This is a genomic window from Coleofasciculus sp. D1-CHI-01 (assembly GCF_040218875.1).
In the GTDB taxonomy this organism is placed as follows: Bacteria; Cyanobacteriota; Cyanobacteriia; order Cyanobacteriales; family Coleofasciculaceae; genus Coleofasciculus.
In genome coordinates, this window is record NZ_JAVJQP010000090.1 from 1 (window position 1) to 21770 (window position 21770).

Here is a 21770-nt window from a genome sequence, read left to right on the forward strand (position 1 = left end):
TCCCTAAACCCGCCCCTACAATTGTCCCTAAACCCGCCCCTACAATTGTCCCTAAACCCGCCCCTACAATTGTCCCTAAACCCGCCCCTACAATTGTCCCTAAACCCGCCCCTACAATTGTGTCAAACCCAGCCCCTACCGTGTCTAAAGGGAAACCAGACAATGGATTTAATCCCTAACTTTAGTTACTGAACTGACGCTCTAGATAGTCTCCCCAAAATTTCACTTTTTAACACATCCTGCTGTTGATTGCTTTGAACAATGACAGCGACTTGATTATTGAATATCTCCATATATCGGCGATCGCGTTCGTTAAAACTTGTCTTGAAATAATCAGGAACATCAATAGAATCAGCGGGATTATCCTCCGAAAAAGTTCCCGGTTTGCGCTTGTTGAGTAACTGCGTCACCCCCAATAACTCCCCATCGCGACTTAAAACAGGCATACAGAGTAAACTGTAGGTGCGATATCCGATTTCTAAATCCATTTGTTTGGCATGTAATGCGCCAACATGGTCATACAAGTCATAGGAAATTATCATCAGTTTACCTGATGCTGCCACTTGACCTGCAAAACCCATACCAATTTCACAGCGAATTTTCCCAACACCGGGAAGTTCAGTCCATAAATCACCCCGTTGGCGATCAACTAGCCACAGGATACTGCGATCAGCATTGGTCAACGTTTGCGCCGCATCCATGACTTTTTGCAGAATTTCCTGAGATGTCCAATTCCCTTGACTAATCGAACTAATCGCTAACCATAACGCATCGATCGCTTGTCGCCCCTGAATGATCCGCATTTCTCGATAAAAGGATTGTACCCCTTCCAGAATCGGCAGAATTGAGGGGACAGATTGAGCCAGTTGCTTTTCATCGGCTTTCCTAAACCCTTTAGGGTCAATGCGTTCAGATAATGGGACGCCGCGATCGCTAGTCGGTTTGAGTTTATTAATTAATTCAATCAGTGCTACCACAGTCTGCTGCGAATTGACGATAGGATAGACTAAATGACTGTGAATCAGAGAATCTTTAAATTGAGGAGTAGCTGTTTGAATTAACGTTGAGAGGCTGGGATGCTGCTGACTAATTCGATGTCGCATTGGTTTAGAGCCAGAGGTTAACTCGCTTCCATCAGGGGCAAGCTGAACTTCTCTTAATTTCCCCGTTTCATTATCAAGAATTAATGACCAAAACGCTTGGTTTTCGCTATTCAAGACAAAAATATTCGTCTGTTCAGTATCCAGTGTCTTGGTCACTGATTTGGCAATAAAACTTAGCATATTATGCATCACTTCATCGCTATGGTTGCCCACGGCTTGATTAAGCATCACCAGGGTATTGTGAACCCCTTCTTTTGGTTGAATTTGGGTAAATTGCTTTAAAGTTTCATGAGTCTTGGCATATTGCAAAATCACACCCACTCGCTCATTAAAGACTTGCATGGACTGACAGTCATGCTCATCAAAACTGGCTTGAAATTGGTCAGGCGGTTGGGGCCAATTTTCAGGTTTATAGAACGGAAAATTTCCGGGTTTACGTTTATTAACCAATTGCGTCACGCCAATTAATTCACCATCGGCGTTAAATACAGGCATACAGAGCAAACTACAGGTGCGATAACCCGTGGTGTGGTCAAATTTTCGAGAATTGGTTGCATCAGGATGATCGTAGAGGTCAAAGGGAATATTCAGGGGTTGACCTGTTTTAGCCACCTTACCCACAAATCCCACACCGACAGGGACTCGCATTTGGGTTAAGGAACCATCAGCTTGGAGAATTTTCGTCCACAAATCATGGCGATCGCGATCCAAAAGCCATAAGGTACTGCGGTCAGCATTCATCAGTTTCTTCGCCGCATCCATGACTCGTGGGAGGATTTCTTGAATGTCTAAACTACTCTTATCTAGAGAACGAGTGGCTTCTGCTAAAGCAGCGGTTGCTCGCAGTTTCTTCGTGGCACGATAACAGGATTGACAACTTTCCACAATTTGGCGAATTGCCGGAACAAATTCTGCTAATTGCTTTTGATCTCGTTGACTAAAACCGTGGCGATTGATCAACCAATGTCCTTGATTATCGGAGTTTTTGGGTCGCTTTAATTTGTTGAGTAATTGAATGACAGCAATAATTTGCTGATTTTCATTAGTAATTGGCAACGCCAAGACATTATAGGTATAATAATTGTATTTTTCATCGTATGCTTTAACCAATTCAGACCGCGCATCTTGGTAAACATTCGAGCGAATATTAATGGATTTGCGAGTTTTTGCCACTTGACCCGCAATTCCTTCCCCTAATCGTACCTGAATATCCAGAAATTCACTCCCTTCATTTTCAGCCACGACTGACCAAAGTTCAGTTTTGTCTTCATTGAGTAAAAAGATGGTCGCGCGATCGGCGCTGAGTAAATCACCAATGCGTAAGGTTACGTCTCGCAACACCTCATACAGCGCCTGCGCCGAATCTCTACCATCAGCAACACAAGCTAGTTGAGAGACTAACAGTTTTCGCTCCAGTTCAGCCAAAGTTTTCTGAAATTGGGAATACTGAGGTTCAGGTTCTAAAGCGGCTAGGTGTTTTTTTACCCAACTGGAGTTAAAAACTGACCGATAAATGCGATTGTTAACCTTTAAAATACTCCCCTGTTTGACTACTAATCCTGACAATCGCAGTTCCATTTGTTCAGGACTATCATCATCAATGATTTCTCCGTATCGATTCGGGGAAGTGCCAAAGTCTGATATCCCATGAATGGCAGAGGAATGAGACGAAGATAGGATTTGTTGGTAAAGTTTTAACAGGGAACGACTGCGTTGTTCATTTCGGAGTAAGCGATCGCGAATGGTACGTAAATGTTCGGGTTCATCGTGGCTTTCCCAGTTTTCCAAAATGCGCGATCGCACCAGTTGCTCAACCCAGGGGGATTCTTGACCCAGGGGCGGCGCATCATCAGCTTCGACAATCAGTTTGCATAGTTTCTGGGTGAGGAATGGCTGTCCCTGTGTCCAACTGAGTACTGCTTTCGTCAGTTCCTGGGAATTGGCAGATTTGACCGTTAATCCTTGGGTAATAGGTTCGGCTTCGTCTAAGCGAAAACCCGTTAGTTCAATGGCTTCTCCACAGTTGAACGGAAGACTATAGCCTTGAGAACGAATTAAATCCGTTGGCGACGCCACGCCTAAAATCGCAAACGTGAGGCGATTATATTCCGGTTGATCGGCGCGATTATTGTGACAAGCGCGAATTAAACCAAAAAAGTCATTCACGGAAAAAGGCAAACGTAGAACACTGTCTACTTCATCGACAAAGATAATTATTTTTTTTCCAAAAAGTGACTCATGTCTGAGAAGGACATCTTTAATAAATCGCACCAATCCCTGTGTACTGGACAGAGTTTCATATTTGCTCCACCAGCTATCAAAGTCGCCAATTTTCTCCAGGAGATGAAAACTATCGGCTAGGGTATAGGTAATACTGCCATAAAATTCACTCGGCGTAATATCGGGACTAATAATTTCGGTTAAATCAATCGCTGCACAAGCAATTCCTTCCGACTGAAGTCGCGTCATGGTTTGTACGCGCAAGCTAGATTTCCCCATCTGTCGCGAATTCAGGACATAACAAAAGAGTCCCGCTTTTAAGGCTGTATAGAGAGCGCGATCGGCTTGTCGCCAAACATAGGTGGGAGCATCAGCCGGGAGACTACCACCAACTTTATATTCGTACATGATAGGAGTTAAAGATAGCGAACCGTTGTGCTGTTGAGAGTAGAGTCCCTGGTACTCGCCCACAGTTCAAAGGTTCAAACTTTTCCCCATTGAGCTACTCTCTATTGTAACTGAAGCTAAACGCTTGGCAAGGTCAACAATATCGTCTTTCCGAGCAATTTGATCGCGCCAGTCTTTGGGAATTTGTTCGACACCATAATACAGTCCAGCTAATCCACCCGTAATCGCTGCTGTGGTATCGGTATCTCCACCCAAATTAACGGCTTTTAATACGGATTGGGCATAAGATGTACTGGTTAAAAAACACCACAGTGCAGCTTCTAAACTATGAATAACATAACCACTCGATTGAATCGCTTCCATGGGCAACTGGGCAATTTCTCCATCAAAGACTCTGGCAAAGTTATCGAGTTCTGAAGTGTAGGGGGGCTGATTATAGATTTCCTGAATCCGTTGAATTCCTTTGAAATAAGCGGGTTCTGGATCATCACGTTCTAGTAATTGAATCGCGATACTGATATAAATTCCACATGACATCTGAGAACGGAGATGAGCATGAGTAATGCTAGAAACCTGATGAACTCTCTGAATTAAATCTGGAAACTCTAGGGATTTATAATAAAAAGCCATGGGCAAAATTCGCATCAATGACCCATTGCCATTACTTCGTTCATCCGCACCCCCTGATTCCAAGGGGGAAACCTGATCCCAACTCAAGCGATGTAGGGCGGCGGCTGTTGTCATCCCAATATCGAATACAATACCGTAAGGCGTCCAATAGGCTTGATCATGCCAAAGACAAAACGATTGGGCGATCGCGTCGAGGGAAAATCCCTGACAGAGGCTTTCGGCTAAACAGAAGGTGAGAGAACTGTCATCTGACCAAGTTCCTGGCGGCTGATTGTAGGTACCATAGCCCTGCATAGAGGTGACAGGCGATCGCAGGCGTTCCTCCCTGGTGGTAAATTCCACAGGTACACCCAACGCATCGCCCACACAGACTCCCAAGAGTCCGGCGAGGACTTGAGATTGGCGGGTTTCCATGAACAATTCCTCCCCACTTGAGCAAAAAAAAAGGTGGGCATAGCCCACCCTAAAACGATGACAAATAACAAATGATCTCTTCCCAGCTTAACGGTTATTGTGCGACTCAAAATTGAACGCTTCAGAATCCAACGATTCGCGATCGCCAACCATGGATCGAATCCCTTCAATCGTAGCCGGAATCGCCCGGGGGTCCATAAACATCACCTTGCTACTATCGCTACTGCCAATCTCTTTACCCATATCCAGATAATTCTGTGCCAGTAAGAACTGTAGAGCATCACGAGCAACGGGATCACTCTTGAGTGTCTTCGCCACAATTTGCAGCGCCTCAGAGGTAGCTTGCGCCTTGAGAACGGACTGCTGGCGTTCGGCTTGAGCTTTGAGGACAATCGCCTTTTGTTGCGCCTCTGCGTCTAAAATCGCCGCCTTTTGTCGCGCTTCTGCATCTAGCACCTGGGCTTCCGCGTTCCCTCTAGCACTATTAACGGCTGATTCCCGTTCCCCTTCTGACGTGAGAATTGCCGCCCGTTTGCGCCGTTCGGCTGACATCTGCAACTCCATCGAGTCTTGTACCGCCTTAGATGGCACAATATCCCGCAATTCCACCCGTGTCACTTTCACGCCCCAGGGATCAGTAGCAATATCCAATTCCCGCAGCAAGGTTTCATTCACTTCAGATCGCGCCGTAAAGGTTTGATCCAGTTCCAGTTTGCCCATTTCTGAACGAATCTGCGTCAGCACTAAATTCACCATGGCGGCTTGCAGATCTTCGACCTTGTAGTAAGCTTTTTCCATATCCATGATCCGCCAATAGACCACGGCGTCCACGCTGATGGAAACATTATCGCAAGTGATGCACTTTTGGGGAGGAATGTCAAGGACTTTTTCCCGAATCGTTTCCTTGAATACGACGCGATCCAAAACCGGAACCATAATATTCAAACCGGGTTCCAGTTTTTTTCCACTGTATTTCCCCAATCGTTCCACTAACGCTTCATTTCCTTGATTGACAATCTTAATGGAGCTAGCCATCGTGGAACCGCCAAGCACCAAAATAATGAGCCAAGCGAATGGATTCATGGTATTACCTCCTAGAATTTTGATAATATGCCACCGACAAAAAATAGCCAGAGTTTTCAAACGGAAAATTTAATGTAAGAGATCCTGGGGAACGACAATGAGTGTGTTCCCTTGACGGCGGACAACATAAACCTTTTGGTTGGGTGCGATCGCCGCCGTTTCATCATCACAACGCGCTTGCCAGGAATTGCCTTCATAGAGGATGCGTCCCGTTTCTCCAGGGGGAATTTCGGTCAGGGTGCGAGCTTCCACGGCATCGAGACGTTTAGCTACCTTGGCGGCTGGGAGAATGCGACGAGATGCAATAACCAGCGCCGTCGATAGCGCCAACCATAGCACAACTTGTACCGGAAACAGGGGAATCATTAACGCCACCAGCGCCACGACTAACGCGCTAATTCCCATGGTAAAGGCAACAAACGCCGTCGGGACGAATAGCTCCACCAGACAAAGCATTGATCCTGCCAGGAGCCAAAGTAAGGAAGGATTGAGTGACATATAAAAATCCAGTGTATCCTGGGTTGAAAGAATTTTCTTCTAGTTTAGTTTGCCAGTCCGCCCTTCTTGGGAAGCAGGGGGAGCTGGGGGAGCTGGGGGAGCTGGGGAAGCTGGGGAAGCTGGGGGAGCTGGGGAAGCTGGGGAAGCTGGGGAAGCTGGGGAAGCAACAACTTCTGAAAATTGGTCAACAACAACGGACAAACTATAGACACAGCGCCGTGTTTTGATTATGCTTATTAATTCTAGGGGAATGACACAGAATTCAACTCTGAATCGGGACGCTTGGTATTAAAACACTCCAGTTGCCAATTCATTCCAAAATTATTTTTTAAGATTTATGAGTACTGATCAGCCGCAAACGAATCGTTATCTGTGGGCAGTGGGTGCAACGGCTGCATCGATCCCCGTGGGGGAAATGGTTGCCGAACGGTATCAAGTCGTCGCGCCCCAAATTTGGCTGGATCTGCACCCAGAGGAGTTACCTGATACGCCCGATCGCATAAGTGGCATGTTTCTCCCCTATCTACGCCTGTATCCCCATCGTCTCCACGTTCCAGAGGTTTATGGCGTTTGTTCCGGGGCAGACTCTAAATCGACTACGCCGATTATTTTGCTGGAAAATGTCCCGATTGACAACAACGGCGAACTTTATCCAGCAATCACCACAGCTTGGTCAAAAGCGTCCCCGGTGCGTCAGATCTATTGGTTATGGCAAATTCTAGAGTTATGGCAACCCTTCGCTGAATTAGGTGTAGCCGCTACCCTGGTTGATCCCGAACAGGTGCGAGTCGAAGGCTGGCGGGTGCGACTGCGGGAACTGGTGAGGAATGGAACGACGGATTCTGATCCCGTATCGGTCTCAGCGTCAATTAACCGTGACAAAAAAGACTCATCAACAGGTACATCCGGAGGTACAACAACCCTACCCCACTCCCGAACTCAGGCAAGTCTGCAACAGCTTGGAAAATGTTGGGAATCCTGGTGTCGCACAGCATCCGTGGCGGTGGCGGATCAACTGCGAGATATCGCTCAGCAAATGCAAACGCCTAATCCCTCCTTTGAGGCAATTGCCGTTCAGCTTAATCAGCTTCTGTTGGCTCAATCTTCGCAACAACCCTTACGTTTAGAAGTCGCTGGACTCACGGATACAGGTCCTTTACATGACCACAATGAAGATAGTTGCTATCCCCTGCGATCGGATCTGACTCCAGAACCCGATCCCCTGATCCCCCACCTTTCCATTGTCTGTGATGGAATTGGTGGACATGAAGGCGGTGAAGTTGCCAGCCACATGGCAATCCAATCGGTGAAAATCCAGGTGCGGGCATTGCTAGCTGAGTTACTTGAAGATCCGGAACTGATGAGTCCGAGTTTAGTCGCCCAACAGCTAGCAGCAATTATTCGCGTGGTGAATAATTTAATTGCTTCCTGCAACGATCAACAAGAGCGAGAATCCCGGCGGCGTATGGGTACAACTTTAACCCTAGCCCTACAATTACCGCAAATGGTGATTCAATCGGATAGCGAAGGCAATAGTCATGAACTCTACATTGCCAGTGTCGGGGATAGTCGTGCCTACTGGATCACTCCCGACTACTGCCAACAGCTTACTGTCGATGATGATGTGGCAACGCGGGAAGTCAGGGTGGGTCGAAGTTTGTACCGTCATGCCTTACAGCGCCCCGATTCTGGCGCATTGACCCAAGCCGTAGGAACCAAGGATGCGGAGTCTCTTTCTCCCCATGTAAGCCGTTTGATTATAGAGGAAGATGGTTTATTGTTGCTCTGTTCAGATGGGGTAAGTGATAACAATTTGATCGAGTCTGTTTATGCGGATTTTGCCAAAGATGTGTTCAGTGGCAAGCTATCTCTAGAAGCAGGGGTACGGTTTCTGGTTGATCAGGCAAATCAACGGAATGGTTATGATAATGCTTCCGTTGTTCTCACCTATTGTGGTGTTTCTCCACAATATCCGGTGGTGCTGAATCTGGAAGGATTACAACTGGAAAATAATGCCCAGACTATCGAGTTAGAGACTCAATTGCCAAGCGCAGAGGAACCTGTTGGTGAGGAGGACGAGGAAATGTCCGAACCCATAGACGTTGAAGTCGCATCCTCTAGTCAGGATTGGTTCAAGATCATCATCGGAGTTTTTGGCATACTGTTGATTATCCTCTCGGCGGGCGCTGCTGTGTTTATTGCCCAGTGGTTACTCAATCCCCAAGCATTCAAACAAATGCGCGATCGCTTTTCGCCTCCCCAACCGATAGAACAGCCTGAGTCTCTCCCTGATTCACCACCTGAATTAGAGGAGTAAGAGTTCCGGGTTCTCTAGATTGATTCACTATTATCGTTTCTTGCCTAACCCAGATGCGACTAAACCCGCCCAGATCGAGTGTTGACCCTTCGCTTCTGTCAAGGGAATCTGTTTGTAGGGGCGGGTTTAGGAACTAATGTTGATTGTTTTCCCTAGCTTGGCTACAAAACCCGCCCTTTACTTACGTTTGTCGGGACAGATTTTACCAATAACGTTCAGGATAAAACCCCTAACTTAACTCGGCGCGTCTGTATTAAAGCTGAGAACGACTTGACGAATGACCCATGAAATAATACCAATGACCATTACCTTTGAATAAGGGCGGGTTTTGTTGCTCAGTTATTAATAAAAAGCTAGCTTGAATGGCTAAACCCGCCCCTACAATTAACTGGCTTTGCCCGATTTGATATTGGACAGTACCAGGTAATTGCTCTTTAGCTCAACAGTATATATGATACAATTGTCACAATAAACGCCAGCCTTCTGGAAGATTACTTTAGTTCAGGGCATAATGAGCGTGACTCCATTATTTGGGTCATGACACCTTTGAATGTGTGCTTTTATCCATAACGTTATAAATTGCACTAAAATCGATCTTGACAAATGGCAAAACTAAGGTGAGACAGTGCCGACTCTTAAAGCCTCTCAAGGGGGACTCGCTAAAATCAAGCAAGCCAGAAACGAAAAGGGGTGGAGTTGGAGTCTTGACGATGACGACACCTGCTTGCTTGAGGCTAGTCGAATACTAGAACCGGATAAACCGTGGTATACTGGCGGACCTTATGCCAGTGGACTCTCCCAAGGGACATGGAAGCGGTTTTTAGCCGGAAGACAACCCATTAGCGCTCATGCCTTTAAAGCATATTGTCACGTTTTAGGACTCAACTGGGAAGAAATTGTCGATCAAGGCAAGACGACACCCTCCAATAGTGGTAGTCGCCAAGATTGGGGAGAAACCATTGACATCTCCATCTTTTACGGTCGCACGTCGGAACTGAAACAGCTAGACCAATGGATTGTCAAAGAACGCTGTCGTATCGTAGCACTCCTGGGAATGGGGGGAATCGGTAAAACCGCCCTGGCAGCGAAGGTAGCTGAACAGGTACAATCTTCCTTTGAATATGTGATCTGGCGATCGCTACGTCATGCTTCACCCCTGGGTGATCTCCTCACTGAGGTAATCGACTTTTTATCGGAGGGTAAGGAACAAGAGTTACCCGATACCGCTAACGGTCAAATTTCGCGACTGATGGATTACTGCCAACGCCATCGCTGTTTGTTGCTCCTCGATGATGTGGAAACTATCATGAGTAGTGGCAGGTTAGCCGGACATTATCGAGAAGGGTATCAAGACTACGGGGAACTGATTAGGCGCATGGCTGAAGAACGCCATCAAAGTTGCTTACTGCTGATTAGTCGGGAAAAACCGATAGAAATTGCCTCATTAGCGGGTACAAAACTCCCTGTTCGAGAACTCAAACTCAAAGGCTTAAGTGCGGAGGATGCCAAACGCATTTTAGAAACGAAAGGATTTTCCTCCTTAAAGTCAAGTGCTGATGCCCTGATTCAGCTTTATCGCGGCAATCCGTTAGCCCTAAAAATTATGGCAACAACTATCCAAGAAATATTTGACGGAAATATTTCGGAATTTTTAGAGCAAAGTACATTAATTATTGGTGATATTCTACCGAATGTTTTTAATCAACAATTCCAACGTTTATCTCCTTTAGAACAGGAAATCATTTATTGGTTGGCACTGGAAAATCAGCCGCTTTCAATTTCGGAATTAAAAGAGGCAATGAAGTTTTCGGTAACATCCTTATCGAAACTCCTGGCAGCGTTGGAATCCCTCAAACGCCGATCGCTGTTGGAAAAAGAACCCAATGCCGAAGCCAATGAAGCGATTTTTACCATTCAGCCGGCTCTGTTGAAGTATGCCACCAATCAATTTATTGACCAGGTGTGTCAGCAAATTTCAACTGTTTGTCAAACCAAATCCGTAAGTCAACTGGGGCTACTCAGGAGTCATGCCCTAGTCAAAGAACAGGTATCCGATGATCTGAAGACGCTACAAATTCGCCTAATTCTTACTCGCGTCAGGGATCGATTGTATGTGTTAAAAGACACAGATCGCCTAGATGATCAACTTAAAGCGATTCTTTCTATACTAGAAGGAACATCTGACCAAATGGTGGGATATGCACGACTTAACACGATCAACTTACTGGATGCGATTGAAGGCAGATTATAAGCAGACCCTAGAGGTTTGGCATAAGCGGCGAAGCAAAAAGAGATAAGTGATACTGCGACGTAGCCAAGATTACTGTTTCTAACCCCCCTCATGATATACCCCAACCTGTTGCTTCAAAACCGTTATCGAGTCCTGCGAACACTCGGTAAAGGTGGGTTTAGTCAAACCTTTGAAGTCGATGATCAGGGAATTGCCAAAGTCCTGAAAGTTCTGAATCTGGATCGGTTCTATAGCCATGATGCGAAAGAAAAAGCTATATCCCTCTTTCAGCGGGAAGCTATGGTCTTGAGTCGGCTTCAGCATCCCGGTATTCCTAGAGTTGAGTCAGATGGCTATTTTGTCTGGTCACAGGGGACAGAAGTCTCCCTGCACTGCATAGTCATGGAGAAAATTGAGGGGCTTACGTTAAAGCAGTGGCGATCGCGTCGGAACAAACCGCTTCTGAGTCTAACTCAAAACCAGGCGATCGCGTGGTTGAAACAATTGGTCGATATTTTAGAACAACTGCACCAACAAGAGCTAATCCATCGAGATATCAAGCCCTCCAATATTATCCTGCGACCTAATGGACAACTGGCATTAATTGACTTTGGGGCGGTGCGGGAGATTACCGAAACCTACTTACAACGGCAAAAAAAAGATGAAACCGGCACCGTGATTATCTCCAGTGGGTATACACCGCCAGAGCAAATGGAAGGCAAAGCGGTGGCGCAATCGGATTTCTTTGCCCTAGGTCGCACCTTTGTCTACTTATTCACCGGCAAATCTCCCAACGATTTTGAGTCTCATCCCCGGACGGGCAAATTGCAATGGCGAGAGAGTGCGCCGCAAGTTAGTAAAGAATTAGCGGATTTAATTGATTATCTCATGGCGACATTTCCTGGTCAGCGACCGCAGACCCCAGCTATGATTCGCCGTTGTATTGAAGACATTATTGCGCCCAAGCCTGAGTTACCGCCACCAGCACCGATCCCGATCAAGACGCGATCGCCAATTCAGTCCAAAGCCAAAGGACTGATGTCTCTGATTACTCAGTTATTGCCTATTCCCAACTCACCCAATCCCTGGGAAAAGGTGAAACTGCGTCGGACGCTTTCGGGACATACGGATGAGATTCGTGCCATTGCGATTAGTCCAGATGGGAAGACGTTAGCCAGTGGCAGTTATGATAAAACCATCAAGCTGTGGGCATTACGCCTCGGCAAACCTTTGCATAACTTAACTGGACATAGCCACCGTGTAACTTGTGTGGCAATTAGTCCAAATGGTCAGATTTTAGCCAGTGGCAGTTTTGATAAAACGATCAAACTCTGGTCACTTAGCACCGGAAAATTGATCAATACCTTAGTCAGTCGTGCGGATCGGGTGCGAGATATTGTATTTAGTCCCAATGGTCAGATTTTAATTAGTAGCGGGGATTGGGAAATTAAACTTTGGGCAGTACGAACAGGTAAATTGCTGCGTATTTTAGCTGGAAATTCCGATTCAGCCCGACATATTGCCTTTAACCCCGATGGTCATAGTTGTGCCGTGGGCAGTTTAAATGGCACCCTAGAACTGTGGAATCCTCATAATGGTAAACCGCTAATGACGTTTACCAATCAGTCTACAAACATTACCTGCCTAGAATTTAGCCCAGATGGTCTGATGCTTGCCAGTGGTAGCAGTGGAGCCATAACCCTCTGGAATCCCCAAACGGGTAAAGTATTACGGACGTTTGCCCCCGAGTCACCTGGCGTGGCGGCTTTGGCATTTAGTCCCGATAGTCAAGTTCTCGCCAGTGGAAGTGGTGCGCTAATTGAATTGTGGGATGTTCAAAATGGTCAACGATTAACCAAGCTGTCAGGGCATTCTCAACCCGTTCGTTCTCTAGCCTTTAGTCCCCATGGGGATATTCTCGTCAGCGCGGGGAGCGATCGCAAAATTAAGCTTTGGCAGTCAGTTTAACGTTCTGTCCGTGCGATCGTTGTGCAGCTATAGGGTAAGCATTAAAGTCTCAAGGGCTGGAAAAATGTAAACTAGATAGACTAAATTGCATGGAGGATGAAAATTTTTTCCAACGGCAGTCCAGGCATCGAAGTGTTACTTAGTTTGTTATGCTTTAACCAGGATGTACCAGCCTATTTTCCTCGTTCGCATCGATGAACGCACAGGCAATTTGTTTATTCTGGCTGGGGACGATATAGAAATATTAATTGACCCTGATGGTGAGTTAATTTATGACAATGCAACCTAATTTTCAGACAATGAGCAAAAAGGAATTACGCTCCTATTTGCTGGCTCATCGAGATGACGATAGCGCTTTCTATGATTATGCAGATAGAGTCTATGACTCGGTAGCTACAGTAGAAGCAGCCGTTTTTGAGTGGTTAAAGCGTCAGAATCCTCACCAGGAGATTACCAAGGCTCCGGACAAGTGTTTAATGTTTCTAATCACAGATAATGACGAAAAAGTCAAGAGGATAAAAGTGCATATAATGAATTATTCGACAGCTAATTATAAAACCCTCTTGGAGATAAAAATAAAAGATATTGCTAGTGATAGCAAGAAAGATAAAGTTGATTGTTGTGTAGTTTTTGTTAGTGAAACTTATCAAAATGCACTGAATTTAGAAAGAGATCTAACCGAATTACAGTCCAACAGTGTTACTAAATCTGCACGAGTTGTTGGGTATGTTGACTCAGATGGAAAATTTAAGGAAATTTAAAACCTAGATTGCACATAGAATTGCTACTATCAGTTCAATTTATAGTTTGAATTATGGATATAAATATAGAGACTGTTAAAAAAGCAATCAACATTGCTGATTTTAACCATACAGAGTTGCTGGAAATTGCCCTGACGCATCCTTCATATATCTATGAAGACCGCAACTTAAATTCGCAGCAAAAAGACAAGCAGGAGTGTGATTACAGAAGACAGGCAATTCTGGGCGATGCAATTCTCAATGCTGTTGTAGTTGATTATTTACATGAAAATGACTCTACTCTAAATCAATGTAAAATTACTGAATTAAAAAGTAAGCTGGTGAGCCGAAAAAAAGCTTTTGAATTTGCAAATAAGTTAAACTTAAGGAATATCTGTAGACTTGGAGGAAGTGAAAAAGATAAAGAGATAAGCAAACAAGTTGATCTATTTGGTGAGATGTTCGAGGCATTAGTAGGCGCGATATATCTGAATTTTGATCGCAACTTCTCTCCTGCCCGTGATTGGTTAGTTAATCACTTTATCAAACAGTCTGTGGATGAGCTGAAAGAACTGGGAGCAACCGACAAAGAATCATCCGAAGATAGTTCACAGACAGCTAGTACCGTAAACGCTGACGAAGCCACTTTATTGCAAAAGAAAGCAGAAGCTGATGCGCTAATAGCTAACAATGAGAAATTACAAGAACTTCTTAGTTGGGTAAATAAAAAATCTCTTCAAACTGAACCTCATTACCAACCCGTAAAAGTCCGAGCATTTTACCTGGCTCTCATTTGGTTGCTTGGGATTACATTTGCCCGTAAACTTGACCCTAATTGTTCTCCGGGTAAAGCTCGTCAATTTTTATCTTGCTTTAATCGTGCCTGTGACGTCGTTCTTGATATTGCCTTTTTTGATAACCCTAATACTGATCCAGCAAATGTTATTGTTTCTGTCTTTGCCCTTGACCTTGAGCCGGAATTGAAGCAAGCATTACAACAAATTCAAGCTGAACTGCGTGACATTGATAAAGATAAAGAACGTTTTGAAGATTGGCGGCAAAATAATGGTCAAGGCTGGATTGATAAAATAAGAAATATTTTAGGTCACGATTTACAGTTAGACGACGAGCAAAGGAATTTACTAAAGCAATATTATAATGCTAATAGATGTCTGTTGGAGGAGATGAATAGCAATTCTAATGTAAATCGCACAGTCAGAGAGGAAATTAAGAATAAGCTGTTCGGCATTTAAACCTTTGAGTGGATTACGGTTGTTCATTAGTGCAAGTGGGTCGTCCCTACAAGATATTTATTGCATCCTAGTGGCGTGGCACACCTTAATTGGTGGATTAGCATTGTAGGGGCGCATGGCGTGCGCCCGATTCAATGATAAAATCTATTCCACAATTTTAGCTGTGTCAGTCCACTACGATGGCGGCGTGGCACACCTAAAATGGTTGAATAAGGCTAAAACTCTTACTACGAACTTGTATGTCAAACCATAGAGCCGCTTTAAGCAAGTTTGTATTTAATCGTTTGTTGGTCTAGATATTGACGTACCCCTTCACTCATCTGTAGCAGGTTTGGTTCAACTTTTTTGCTCAGAAAATCCTCAACCACTGATGCAACCTGGTTTTTTAACAATGGTGGAACTCCCTGAATCCGCTTAGGATCAATCCTGATTTCGCCACCACCGTGCCACTCGTTGACGGCGTGAATACATGCATTGTCTTGATGACGGGACTTCACCTCGATGCTCCGAACATTCGTCATATAGGGGATTAACTCCATTAACCTATCACGGTAGGTCGCAAAAACAATGGAACGAGAAAAGGGAATCTGGATATCAGTAGAGAGAATCATATATAGCTTTGTGGGTTAATTCTTCATAAATTGTAAGAGTAAGTGGCTAGAGCCAACCTCTCCTATAGGACTTATTTCCATGCGTCAGTTCAAAAACATCTCTGGGATAATCGCGCAACTCACTTGGGGATGAAACTCGATGTGACTTAGCCAAGTGTTGCAATTCGAGGTTGGCTACCCCTAATCCTATTATTAAGCCTTCATGAGGTCTTCATGAAGCTTTGATGAAGCTTGTGTGAAACCCTGGATAACTCTTGACACTCCCATCTAAAAATTTGTAGTCGTTAAGAGAGGAGGTTTGATTGTTCCTCGCATCACAACCCAGTCGCCAGTCAAAATGAGAGTGGAGAGACAGGCATAAGTCTTATCCGTCCCAGGAACACAAACTATCGCTCAGTCGAATCTACCCTGGTGAGTTATTATGCTTTTGGTTTTATTGATAATCGTAACAATCACCTTCGCAGCAGTTTGTGTGGTTGTTAACACCACAGAAGAAATCGTCCAACTTGCCGCCGCGTTTACCGCCATGATTTGCTTATTGGTTAGCCTCGTGCTTGCCCCTGTGTGGCTTAAGGTGTTAATTGTACTAGCACCAATGGTGATCAAAAAACTCGCGATCGCGGGTATCAGCTTTACACACTTATAAGTCTGATACCTTAGGAATAAGCCTGTTGGCAGAGAGGTTAATGTCCTTCAACGGTATACTCCGCCAGGAATACCCGCTGCCATTAGTCCTAAGTAGGTAGACGATAGAAGAGATTGGTCTAATATCTTGGTCTAATATCTTAATATATCTTCTATAAAAATTTAACCCCTGGAAATTTCAATATATATTTAAAATAAGCGAAAAATAATTAATAGTTTACTTCAATAGTAAGATTATAAGATATTTATATAAAGTTAAGGCTCACGACTTGATTACAATCAAAATAACATTACCATTCAGCACAAACATGATGTTAAGATTGAGCCACCAGGCTTTCCTGCTTTAGTCTCACGATTAAAACTCGTTTCCTTAAAAATGGCTTTGGTGATTTTTGGCTAGTGACTTGGGAATAATAAACTCAAGCGGGCTGCTAATCCATTTATTTTAAGACTTTGACAGATGCAATTTAAGAAATTAGCGCTGATATTCATGACAGTTACCCTACTCGTAAGCTGTGTGCTGAGTATACTATCCGTGCGTTCGGAAAGTACGGATGTCAATCGTTCGGACAAAATCGCCACTAAAACCTCACCCCCCGTTATTCCACCCCCTCTGGAAACAGCACTTGAGGAATTGCGTGTGATCCAAATCAAAATTGAAGGTGATATTCATCCCAAAGAGTACGGCGAAGATATACGTGATCTGACACCTATCGTCGAAAATGCCTACGGGGATGCTGAGATTCTAGCCACTGTTAAATCAGCGTTAGCCGGACACCAATTAGCGGTTCAATTCTGGGAGTGCGATCGCGTTTTTGGCTATGACGAACTTTTCCAATGCCGAGATCAAGTTCTTCAAGCCGTCTTCCAAAAATATCCTGATATCGCCGCCCAAGCCCAGGGAATCGTGGCTAGCGAAAATATCACTTACATTAGTGCGGAACTGGATGAAAATTCTGTGTTAAAGGCAATTTGGGAAAAGACAGGTACGGATGCGAAAACGGCACTGCAAATGAGTAACCCAACGTCCTTGACTGCAGATAGTCACACTCAAAATTAATCAGCTGTCATCCATTTAAATTTACAGCGCTTTTCAAGTAAGTGAGGTACTAAGGACAGATCCCCGACTTCTTGGAGAAGTCGGGGATCTTGCTTAAGCCTGCAAAGCCAGGATTGCATTTTGACCCCCAAAACCAAAACTCCAACATAATACCTGGCGAACCTTGTGCCGACGTGCTTGGGTCACCAAATCTAAATCAAACGCGGGTTTGCCCAATCCTACACAAGGCGGTAATATTTGATGCTTGAGTGCCATCAAACAAAACGCGACACCGATCGCGCCCGATGCACCTAAGGTATGACCCGTGGCTCCCTTGGTTGAACTTACCGCCACTCTATGGGTAAACAAATCATCCATTAACTGGGCTTCATTCTCATCGTTTAACCGAGTCCCTGTGCCATGAGCGTGAATATAGTCAATCTCAGTGGCGGAAAGATGACTTCGAGCTAAACATTGCTGAATTGCGGTTATCGCACTCTTGCTACTTGACTTTGGAGTAGTAACATGATGTGCATCACAACTTAATCCCATGCCTAAGATTTGTCCATAAATTGGCACACCGCGACTTAAGGCTAATTCTGCTGACTCCAACACCAAAACCGCTCCCCCTTCACCCAACACTAAACCCTCTCGTCGTTGGTCAAAGGGATAAGCCCCTGTTTTTGCCAAAGCCCCCATTTTGTCAAATCCTGCCAAGGTTAACCGGGTAATCGGGGCTTCCACCGCACCGACAACAACCCGTTGACATTGACCGATTTGGATCAGTTCAACCCCCCGTGCGATCGCCCAAATTCCCGTTGCACAAGCTGCCATGGGTGCCAACACAGGTGCCATCGAGCCAATTTGACGAGCCGTTGCGATCGCGGCTTGATGTGGCAATGTTTCTAACCAAGTCTCTTGCTTCAGCCGGGAGGAATGGTGACTAGAGAATATCTCCCCTACACCACCACTTCCCTGCTCAAAAGCGGCTCTGATCAACTCTTCCCAAGACGCCTGACAGCCACGACTGGAGCCAACCACCACACCACAATTAGGCATCGGTGTCTGAAGATTGGCATCAGCCAGAGCATCGGCAACGACGACCTGAGTCAACGTCATTAATGAACTTGGCACGGAATCGATTAGCGCCAAGGGTCGAACAGGTAATTCTGGAAAGGGTTGATAAGAGCGAATCCCTGACTCACCATTAAGCAGTCGTTGCCAACTCTGTTCTAAACCCCCTAATGCTGAGATTAGACCAATTCCTGTAACAACAACCGAATGCAAACCCAAATTTTGACCCTTCACTTCCTGCGATTAGCGAACCGAGCTCTAGAAGGGCGGGTTTAGTTAAGTTATTGGTTGTCTCCAAAATGTTATCGGTAAAACCCGCCCCTACACATCTGCACCTGTACTCCCAGCTCCCCAGCTCCCCCAGCTCCCCCAGCTCCCCCAGCTCCCCCAGCTCCCTCTGCTCCCCCAGCTCCCCAGCTCCCCCAGCTCCATCTGCCCCCCCAGCTTCATCGTATCTACGAAGCTGCTCAAGTATTTCCGCCGAGCTGCACTAGGGAGATGCTTCTGCCTCAGACTCAGGTCGTTTCAGATTTTCCAGTCCCTGGGTGACTTCGGCTGATTCGATGCGATCGCCCACTTGGATAGTATCTACCACATCCATGCCATTTTTAACATAGCCGAACACCGCATAACTTCCATCTAGAAAAGGCAGATCCGATAGTGCGATATAAAACTGGGATGAGGCTGAATCTGGCATCGATGAGCGTGCCATCGCCACAGCACCACGAGTATGCTGCAACTGGGGAGGAGCAGAAATTCCAGCTTGCTCCAACGTTTTGCTATAGATGGGAGCCTCAGCATCCTTTGGCTTTATTTCTAAAGGAATGTAACGAGGCTGTCCTGTTTTCGGGTCAGTAAAACTTCCGGTTCCCAGACGCTCTACCGGAACATTGGGGTCTTTCCCTTGGGGATCACCTCCCTGAACCACAAAGGGTTGGGGTTCACGCACAACTCGGTGAAATACTAAGCCGTCATAAAAATCCCGCTCGACCAAATCAACAAAATTCCCGGCTGTAATTGGGGCATTTGTGCCATCGACCTCAATGGTAATCGGGGAATCTTTAACCGTTAAAACAACGGTCGCTTTTCCGTCTAATCTTGGTAAGTTCTCAATTTGAGGATTAGTGACTTGAGCTACCGACGTTCCTGTTGTTGCGGCTGTTGAGGAATCCGTCGTGTTTTGGGATGTCACCTTTGACGGACTACAAGCTCCGAGACTTAAGCCAACAATTACTACCGCAACCAGGAACCAGCGCCGGACGATTACTTGCATATTTATTAACCTACCTTCTTGTAGCTTACGCTACTTAATCATTCTGCCTTATGGCTTAGAGCCTTCTGCCCTCTGCCTTTTCTCTATCAAAAAGGAGATAGTTAACCGGGATTTCCGATTACATGCCTTCTAGGGGGACAGCGAGGAAACGAGCCAGTTCTGCACCTTGGTTTTCCAGTTCCGATAGGGACAAAGGCTGTCCTACACGAGTGAGTGGAACCTCCCGACGATCTTTGACGCGCAGGTAGAGAGTGCGGTTGGGATTAAGCCCTTCTTTGATCTCAACTTTAATCGATTGCACATCTTGAAGGCGACAGCTAAACTCGACTTGGCGGTTTTTGCCTGGAAAGCCCCAGCGAAAAACTTTTACCATTCCGGTTTCCTTGTTGAACTCATTGTATCCGCCGCCAACATCCCAAAGGATAACCAGCCAGAGATAGAGGGCAAAGAGCAAGCCAGCAATCCCGTAAAAGCTCATGGCGATGCCTTGAGGGATAAACTGTAAACCTCTGGTATCGCCAACAGGCAAAAGATCGCGTTGAAAATAACTGGAAAGTCCGGCTAAAAGAAATCCTGTACCACCGATTGAGGCGACTACCGCCCACCAGTAGTTACTCAATCGCCGAGAGCCTAAAACAGATCGACGCAGTATTTTGTTCTCTTGTTGGGTTGGGGTGGCTGTCATACTATCCTGTTCCTTCACTCTCTACAATACGCTCCGCCTATTACTATGGTTATCCAAAACTTTAACTTTTTGAACTTAAGTAGGAACGGAGACCATAAACTCCCGCCACGCCTAAAAGCTCCAGGTTGTGTGCCGCGTTGTGGTCAGCATGGGCAAGGTAGCCACAATGAACACACCTAAACCTGTCACCTTTTCGGTTTCGTCTATCCCATCTGTTGCAGCTCGAGCAGAACTGCGAGGTTTTGAAGGGGTCTTTCACCACTAGCTGAATCCCCTCCTCCTCACACTTCCTTTCCAACAACTGCACCAAAGTTCTATACAGCCAATGGGACAGCCGCCTGTTAAACAGGCGAGAGAACGTCCCTCGTTTTCCCTGTTTAACCTTCTTCAAGTCCTCGCATTGACCCAAAAATTCGCGCACAATTAGAAACTTACCCACATTCAAATCATTCAGGTAAACCCTAGCTGTGCGCTTGATCAAATTTTTGTTTCTTTTCGATGCCATTATTCCGGTGTGATGTATGGGTAATGGTCTTTGTACACCTGAGGGAGAGATTGTTCAAGGGTTCACCCCCCCAAGAGCCGCTTCGGTTATTTTATGTCATCTTAGCTTGACCCAATAGAAAATAATAGCAAATAAAGTCACGTACATTGGAGAATTATTTACAATGCCATTTTTGGTTCCGTCCTGGATAGGGTCACAGACTTGGGCTGAAAGCCAACAGGTAGCCGCTCATAAGTCTTAAGCCAACCGATGACCCCTCGTGCTGCTCAAGGGCAATTCTGAGTCAGATGTATCAATTTGTAAATTTTCCAACCTTGACTATTATGGTATTCAAGCACTGAATCCCCTACTCTCCCTAGCGAAAATCGAGGATTCGTGTAAAAATATGATAGTTTAAGAAAAATTAAGTCCACGCCAGTTAAATTATAAGCTGGTAGCGCTAGGGTGCTTGACACACCCTGTATTCAGGCAAAGTTAGTCAAGTCGGCTGACTTTCTCACAGTTAAGGTACGCCGGGACTCGGCGAAACCCAAGCCGCGAAGGTTTGAAACGCCCAACCCTGAATTAACAGGGGTTAGGAGATAACACGATGCCCTTATGGCTTTGAGTCGTGTGCCTGGGAACCCGTTGATCGGGATATATGGAACGAAATTTCCATAGAATCTCCTTTCTAGAAGAAGGGAGAGTGTCAAAAATTCCCAGTCTATCGCTGTGGAACTGTCAAGGGAAAAATCCTTGTAAACCCTTAATGTAAGAGGATTTGAAACGATGACCATAGCTGTCGGACGCGCTCCCAGCCAAAGAGGATGGTTTGACGCACTCGATGACTGGCTAAAGCGCGATCGCTTTGTATTCATCGGTTGGTCAGGTATACTCCTGCTCCCCTGCGCCTACTTGGCGGTTGGAGCTTGGCTAACTGGTACAACCTTTGTCACATCTTGGTATACCCACGGTTTAGCCTCTTCCTACTTGGAAGGCTGTAACTTCCTCACCGTGGCGGTTTCCACCCCCGCCAATACCTTCGGTCATTCCTTACTTCTACTGTGGGGACCTGAAGCCCAAGGCGACTTCACC

At 45.6% G+C, this 21770-nt stretch carries 17 protein-coding genes and 2 pseudogenes; 10 read left to right on the plus strand and 9 right to left on the minus strand.

Features of this window, described 5'->3' with window-relative positions; all coding sequences use genetic code 11:
* Positions 1-185: 185 nt before the first annotated feature.
* From RIB93_RS16415 to RIB93_RS16430, 4 genes are all read right to left on the minus strand, one after another.
* A complete protein-coding gene (locus RIB93_RS16415) occupies positions 186-3794 on the minus strand; it encodes a GAF domain-containing protein (RefSeq protein WP_446373804.1) in 3609 nt (1202 codons plus the stop codon).
* A gap of 3 nt (positions 3795-3797) precedes the next feature.
* Positions 3798-4775, minus strand: coding sequence for an ADP-ribosylglycohydrolase family protein (locus RIB93_RS16420; protein ID WP_446373805.1), 978 nt, complete (start codon positions 4773-4775; stop codon positions 3798-3800).
* Between the two features lie 87 nt (positions 4776-4862).
* Positions 4863-5858 (minus strand): SPFH domain-containing protein, encoded by a 996-nt coding sequence (locus RIB93_RS16425; protein ID WP_446373806.1) that lies wholly within the window; start codon positions 5856-5858, stop codon positions 4863-4865.
* A 69-nt stretch (positions 5859-5927) separates the two neighbouring features.
* Positions 5928-6356, minus strand: a complete 429-nt coding sequence (locus RIB93_RS16430) for an NfeD family protein (RefSeq protein WP_446373807.1) — start codon at positions 6354-6356, stop codon at positions 5928-5930.
* Between the two features lie 49 nt (positions 6357-6405).
* On the opposite strand from RIB93_RS16430, the gene RIB93_RS16435 reads away from it, so the two are divergent.
* The 7 genes and pseudogenes from RIB93_RS16435 to RIB93_RS16465 all read left to right on the plus strand — a co-directional run bounded on the left by RIB93_RS16435 (position 6406) and on the right by RIB93_RS16465 (position 14864).
* Complete coding sequence (locus RIB93_RS16435) at positions 6406-6564, plus strand: hypothetical protein (RefSeq protein WP_446373808.1); 159 nt, start codon at positions 6406-6408, stop codon at positions 6562-6564.
* A 129-nt stretch (positions 6565-6693) separates the two neighbouring features.
* Complete coding sequence (locus RIB93_RS16440) at positions 6694-8673, plus strand: PP2C family protein-serine/threonine phosphatase (protein ID WP_446373809.1); 1980 nt, start codon at positions 6694-6696, stop codon at positions 8671-8673.
* A 625-nt stretch (positions 8674-9298) separates the two neighbouring features.
* Positions 9299-10924 (plus strand): NB-ARC domain-containing protein, encoded by a 1626-nt coding sequence (locus RIB93_RS16445; RefSeq protein WP_446373810.1) that lies wholly within the window; start codon positions 9299-9301, stop codon positions 10922-10924.
* A 90-nt stretch (positions 10925-11014) separates the two neighbouring features.
* Complete coding sequence (locus RIB93_RS16450; RefSeq protein WP_446373811.1) at positions 11015-12871, plus strand: protein kinase domain-containing protein; 1857 nt, start codon at positions 11015-11017, stop codon at positions 12869-12871.
* Between the two features lie 121 nt (positions 12872-12992).
* Positions 12993-13160: pseudogene (locus tag RIB93_RS16455) on the plus strand (DUF6888 family protein); the annotation flags it as partial.
* Positions 13144-13632 (plus strand): DUF6887 family protein, encoded by a 489-nt coding sequence (locus RIB93_RS16460; protein WP_446373812.1) that lies wholly within the window; start codon positions 13144-13146, stop codon positions 13630-13632. The pseudogene RIB93_RS16455 and the gene RIB93_RS16460, both read left to right, overlap by 17 nt.
* Before the next feature lie 53 nt (positions 13633-13685).
* Positions 13686-14864 (plus strand): ribonuclease III domain-containing protein, encoded by a 1179-nt coding sequence (locus RIB93_RS16465; protein ID WP_446373813.1) that lies wholly within the window; start codon positions 13686-13688, stop codon positions 14862-14864.
* A gap of 260 nt (positions 14865-15124) precedes the next feature.
* Here the strand turns inward: RIB93_RS16465 and RIB93_RS16470 are convergent, their stop codons facing one another.
* Positions 15125-15475, minus strand: a complete 351-nt coding sequence (locus RIB93_RS16470) for a hypothetical protein (RefSeq protein WP_446373814.1) — start codon at positions 15473-15475, stop codon at positions 15125-15127.
* A 472-nt stretch (positions 15476-15947) separates the two neighbouring features.
* On the opposite strand from RIB93_RS16470, the gene RIB93_RS16475 reads away from it, so the two are divergent.
* The gene (locus RIB93_RS16475; protein ID WP_446373815.1) at positions 15948-16121 is read left to right on the plus strand and encodes a hypothetical protein; all 174 of its coding nucleotides are present in this window, start codon (positions 15948-15950) and stop codon (positions 16119-16121) included.
* Positions 16122-16580: 459 nt separating this feature from the next.
* The gene (locus RIB93_RS16480; protein ID WP_446373816.1) at positions 16581-17180 is read left to right on the plus strand and encodes a hypothetical protein; all 600 of its coding nucleotides are present in this window, start codon (positions 16581-16583) and stop codon (positions 17178-17180) included.
* A 93-nt stretch (positions 17181-17273) separates the two neighbouring features.
* On the opposite strand, the gene RIB93_RS16485 is transcribed toward RIB93_RS16480, so the two are convergent.
* The 4 genes from RIB93_RS16485 to RIB93_RS16500 form a co-directional block, all read right to left on the minus strand.
* Positions 17274-18446 (minus strand): beta-ketoacyl-ACP synthase, encoded by a 1173-nt coding sequence (locus RIB93_RS16485; protein ID WP_446373820.1) that lies wholly within the window; start codon positions 18444-18446, stop codon positions 17274-17276.
* Between the two features lie 277 nt (positions 18447-18723).
* Positions 18724-19506 carry a peptidylprolyl isomerase gene (locus RIB93_RS16490; protein ID WP_446373817.1) on the minus strand — a complete coding sequence of 261 codons (783 nt, stop codon included), beginning with the start codon at positions 19504-19506 and terminating at the stop codon, positions 18724-18726.
* A 118-nt stretch (positions 19507-19624) separates the two neighbouring features.
* Positions 19625-20191, minus strand: coding sequence for a photosystem I assembly protein Ycf4 (locus tag RIB93_RS16495; RefSeq protein WP_446373818.1), 567 nt, complete (start codon positions 20189-20191; stop codon positions 19625-19627).
* A 61-nt stretch (positions 20192-20252) separates the two neighbouring features.
* The gene (locus tag RIB93_RS16500; RefSeq protein WP_446373819.1) at positions 20253-20696 is read right to left on the minus strand and encodes a zinc ribbon domain-containing protein; all 444 of its coding nucleotides are present in this window, start codon (positions 20694-20696) and stop codon (positions 20253-20255) included.
* A gap of 768 nt (positions 20697-21464) precedes the next feature.
* Here RIB93_RS16500 and RIB93_RS16505 point away from each other — a divergent pair.
* Positions 21465-21770: pseudogene (locus RIB93_RS16505) on the plus strand (photosystem II D2 protein (photosystem q(a) protein)); the annotation flags it as partial.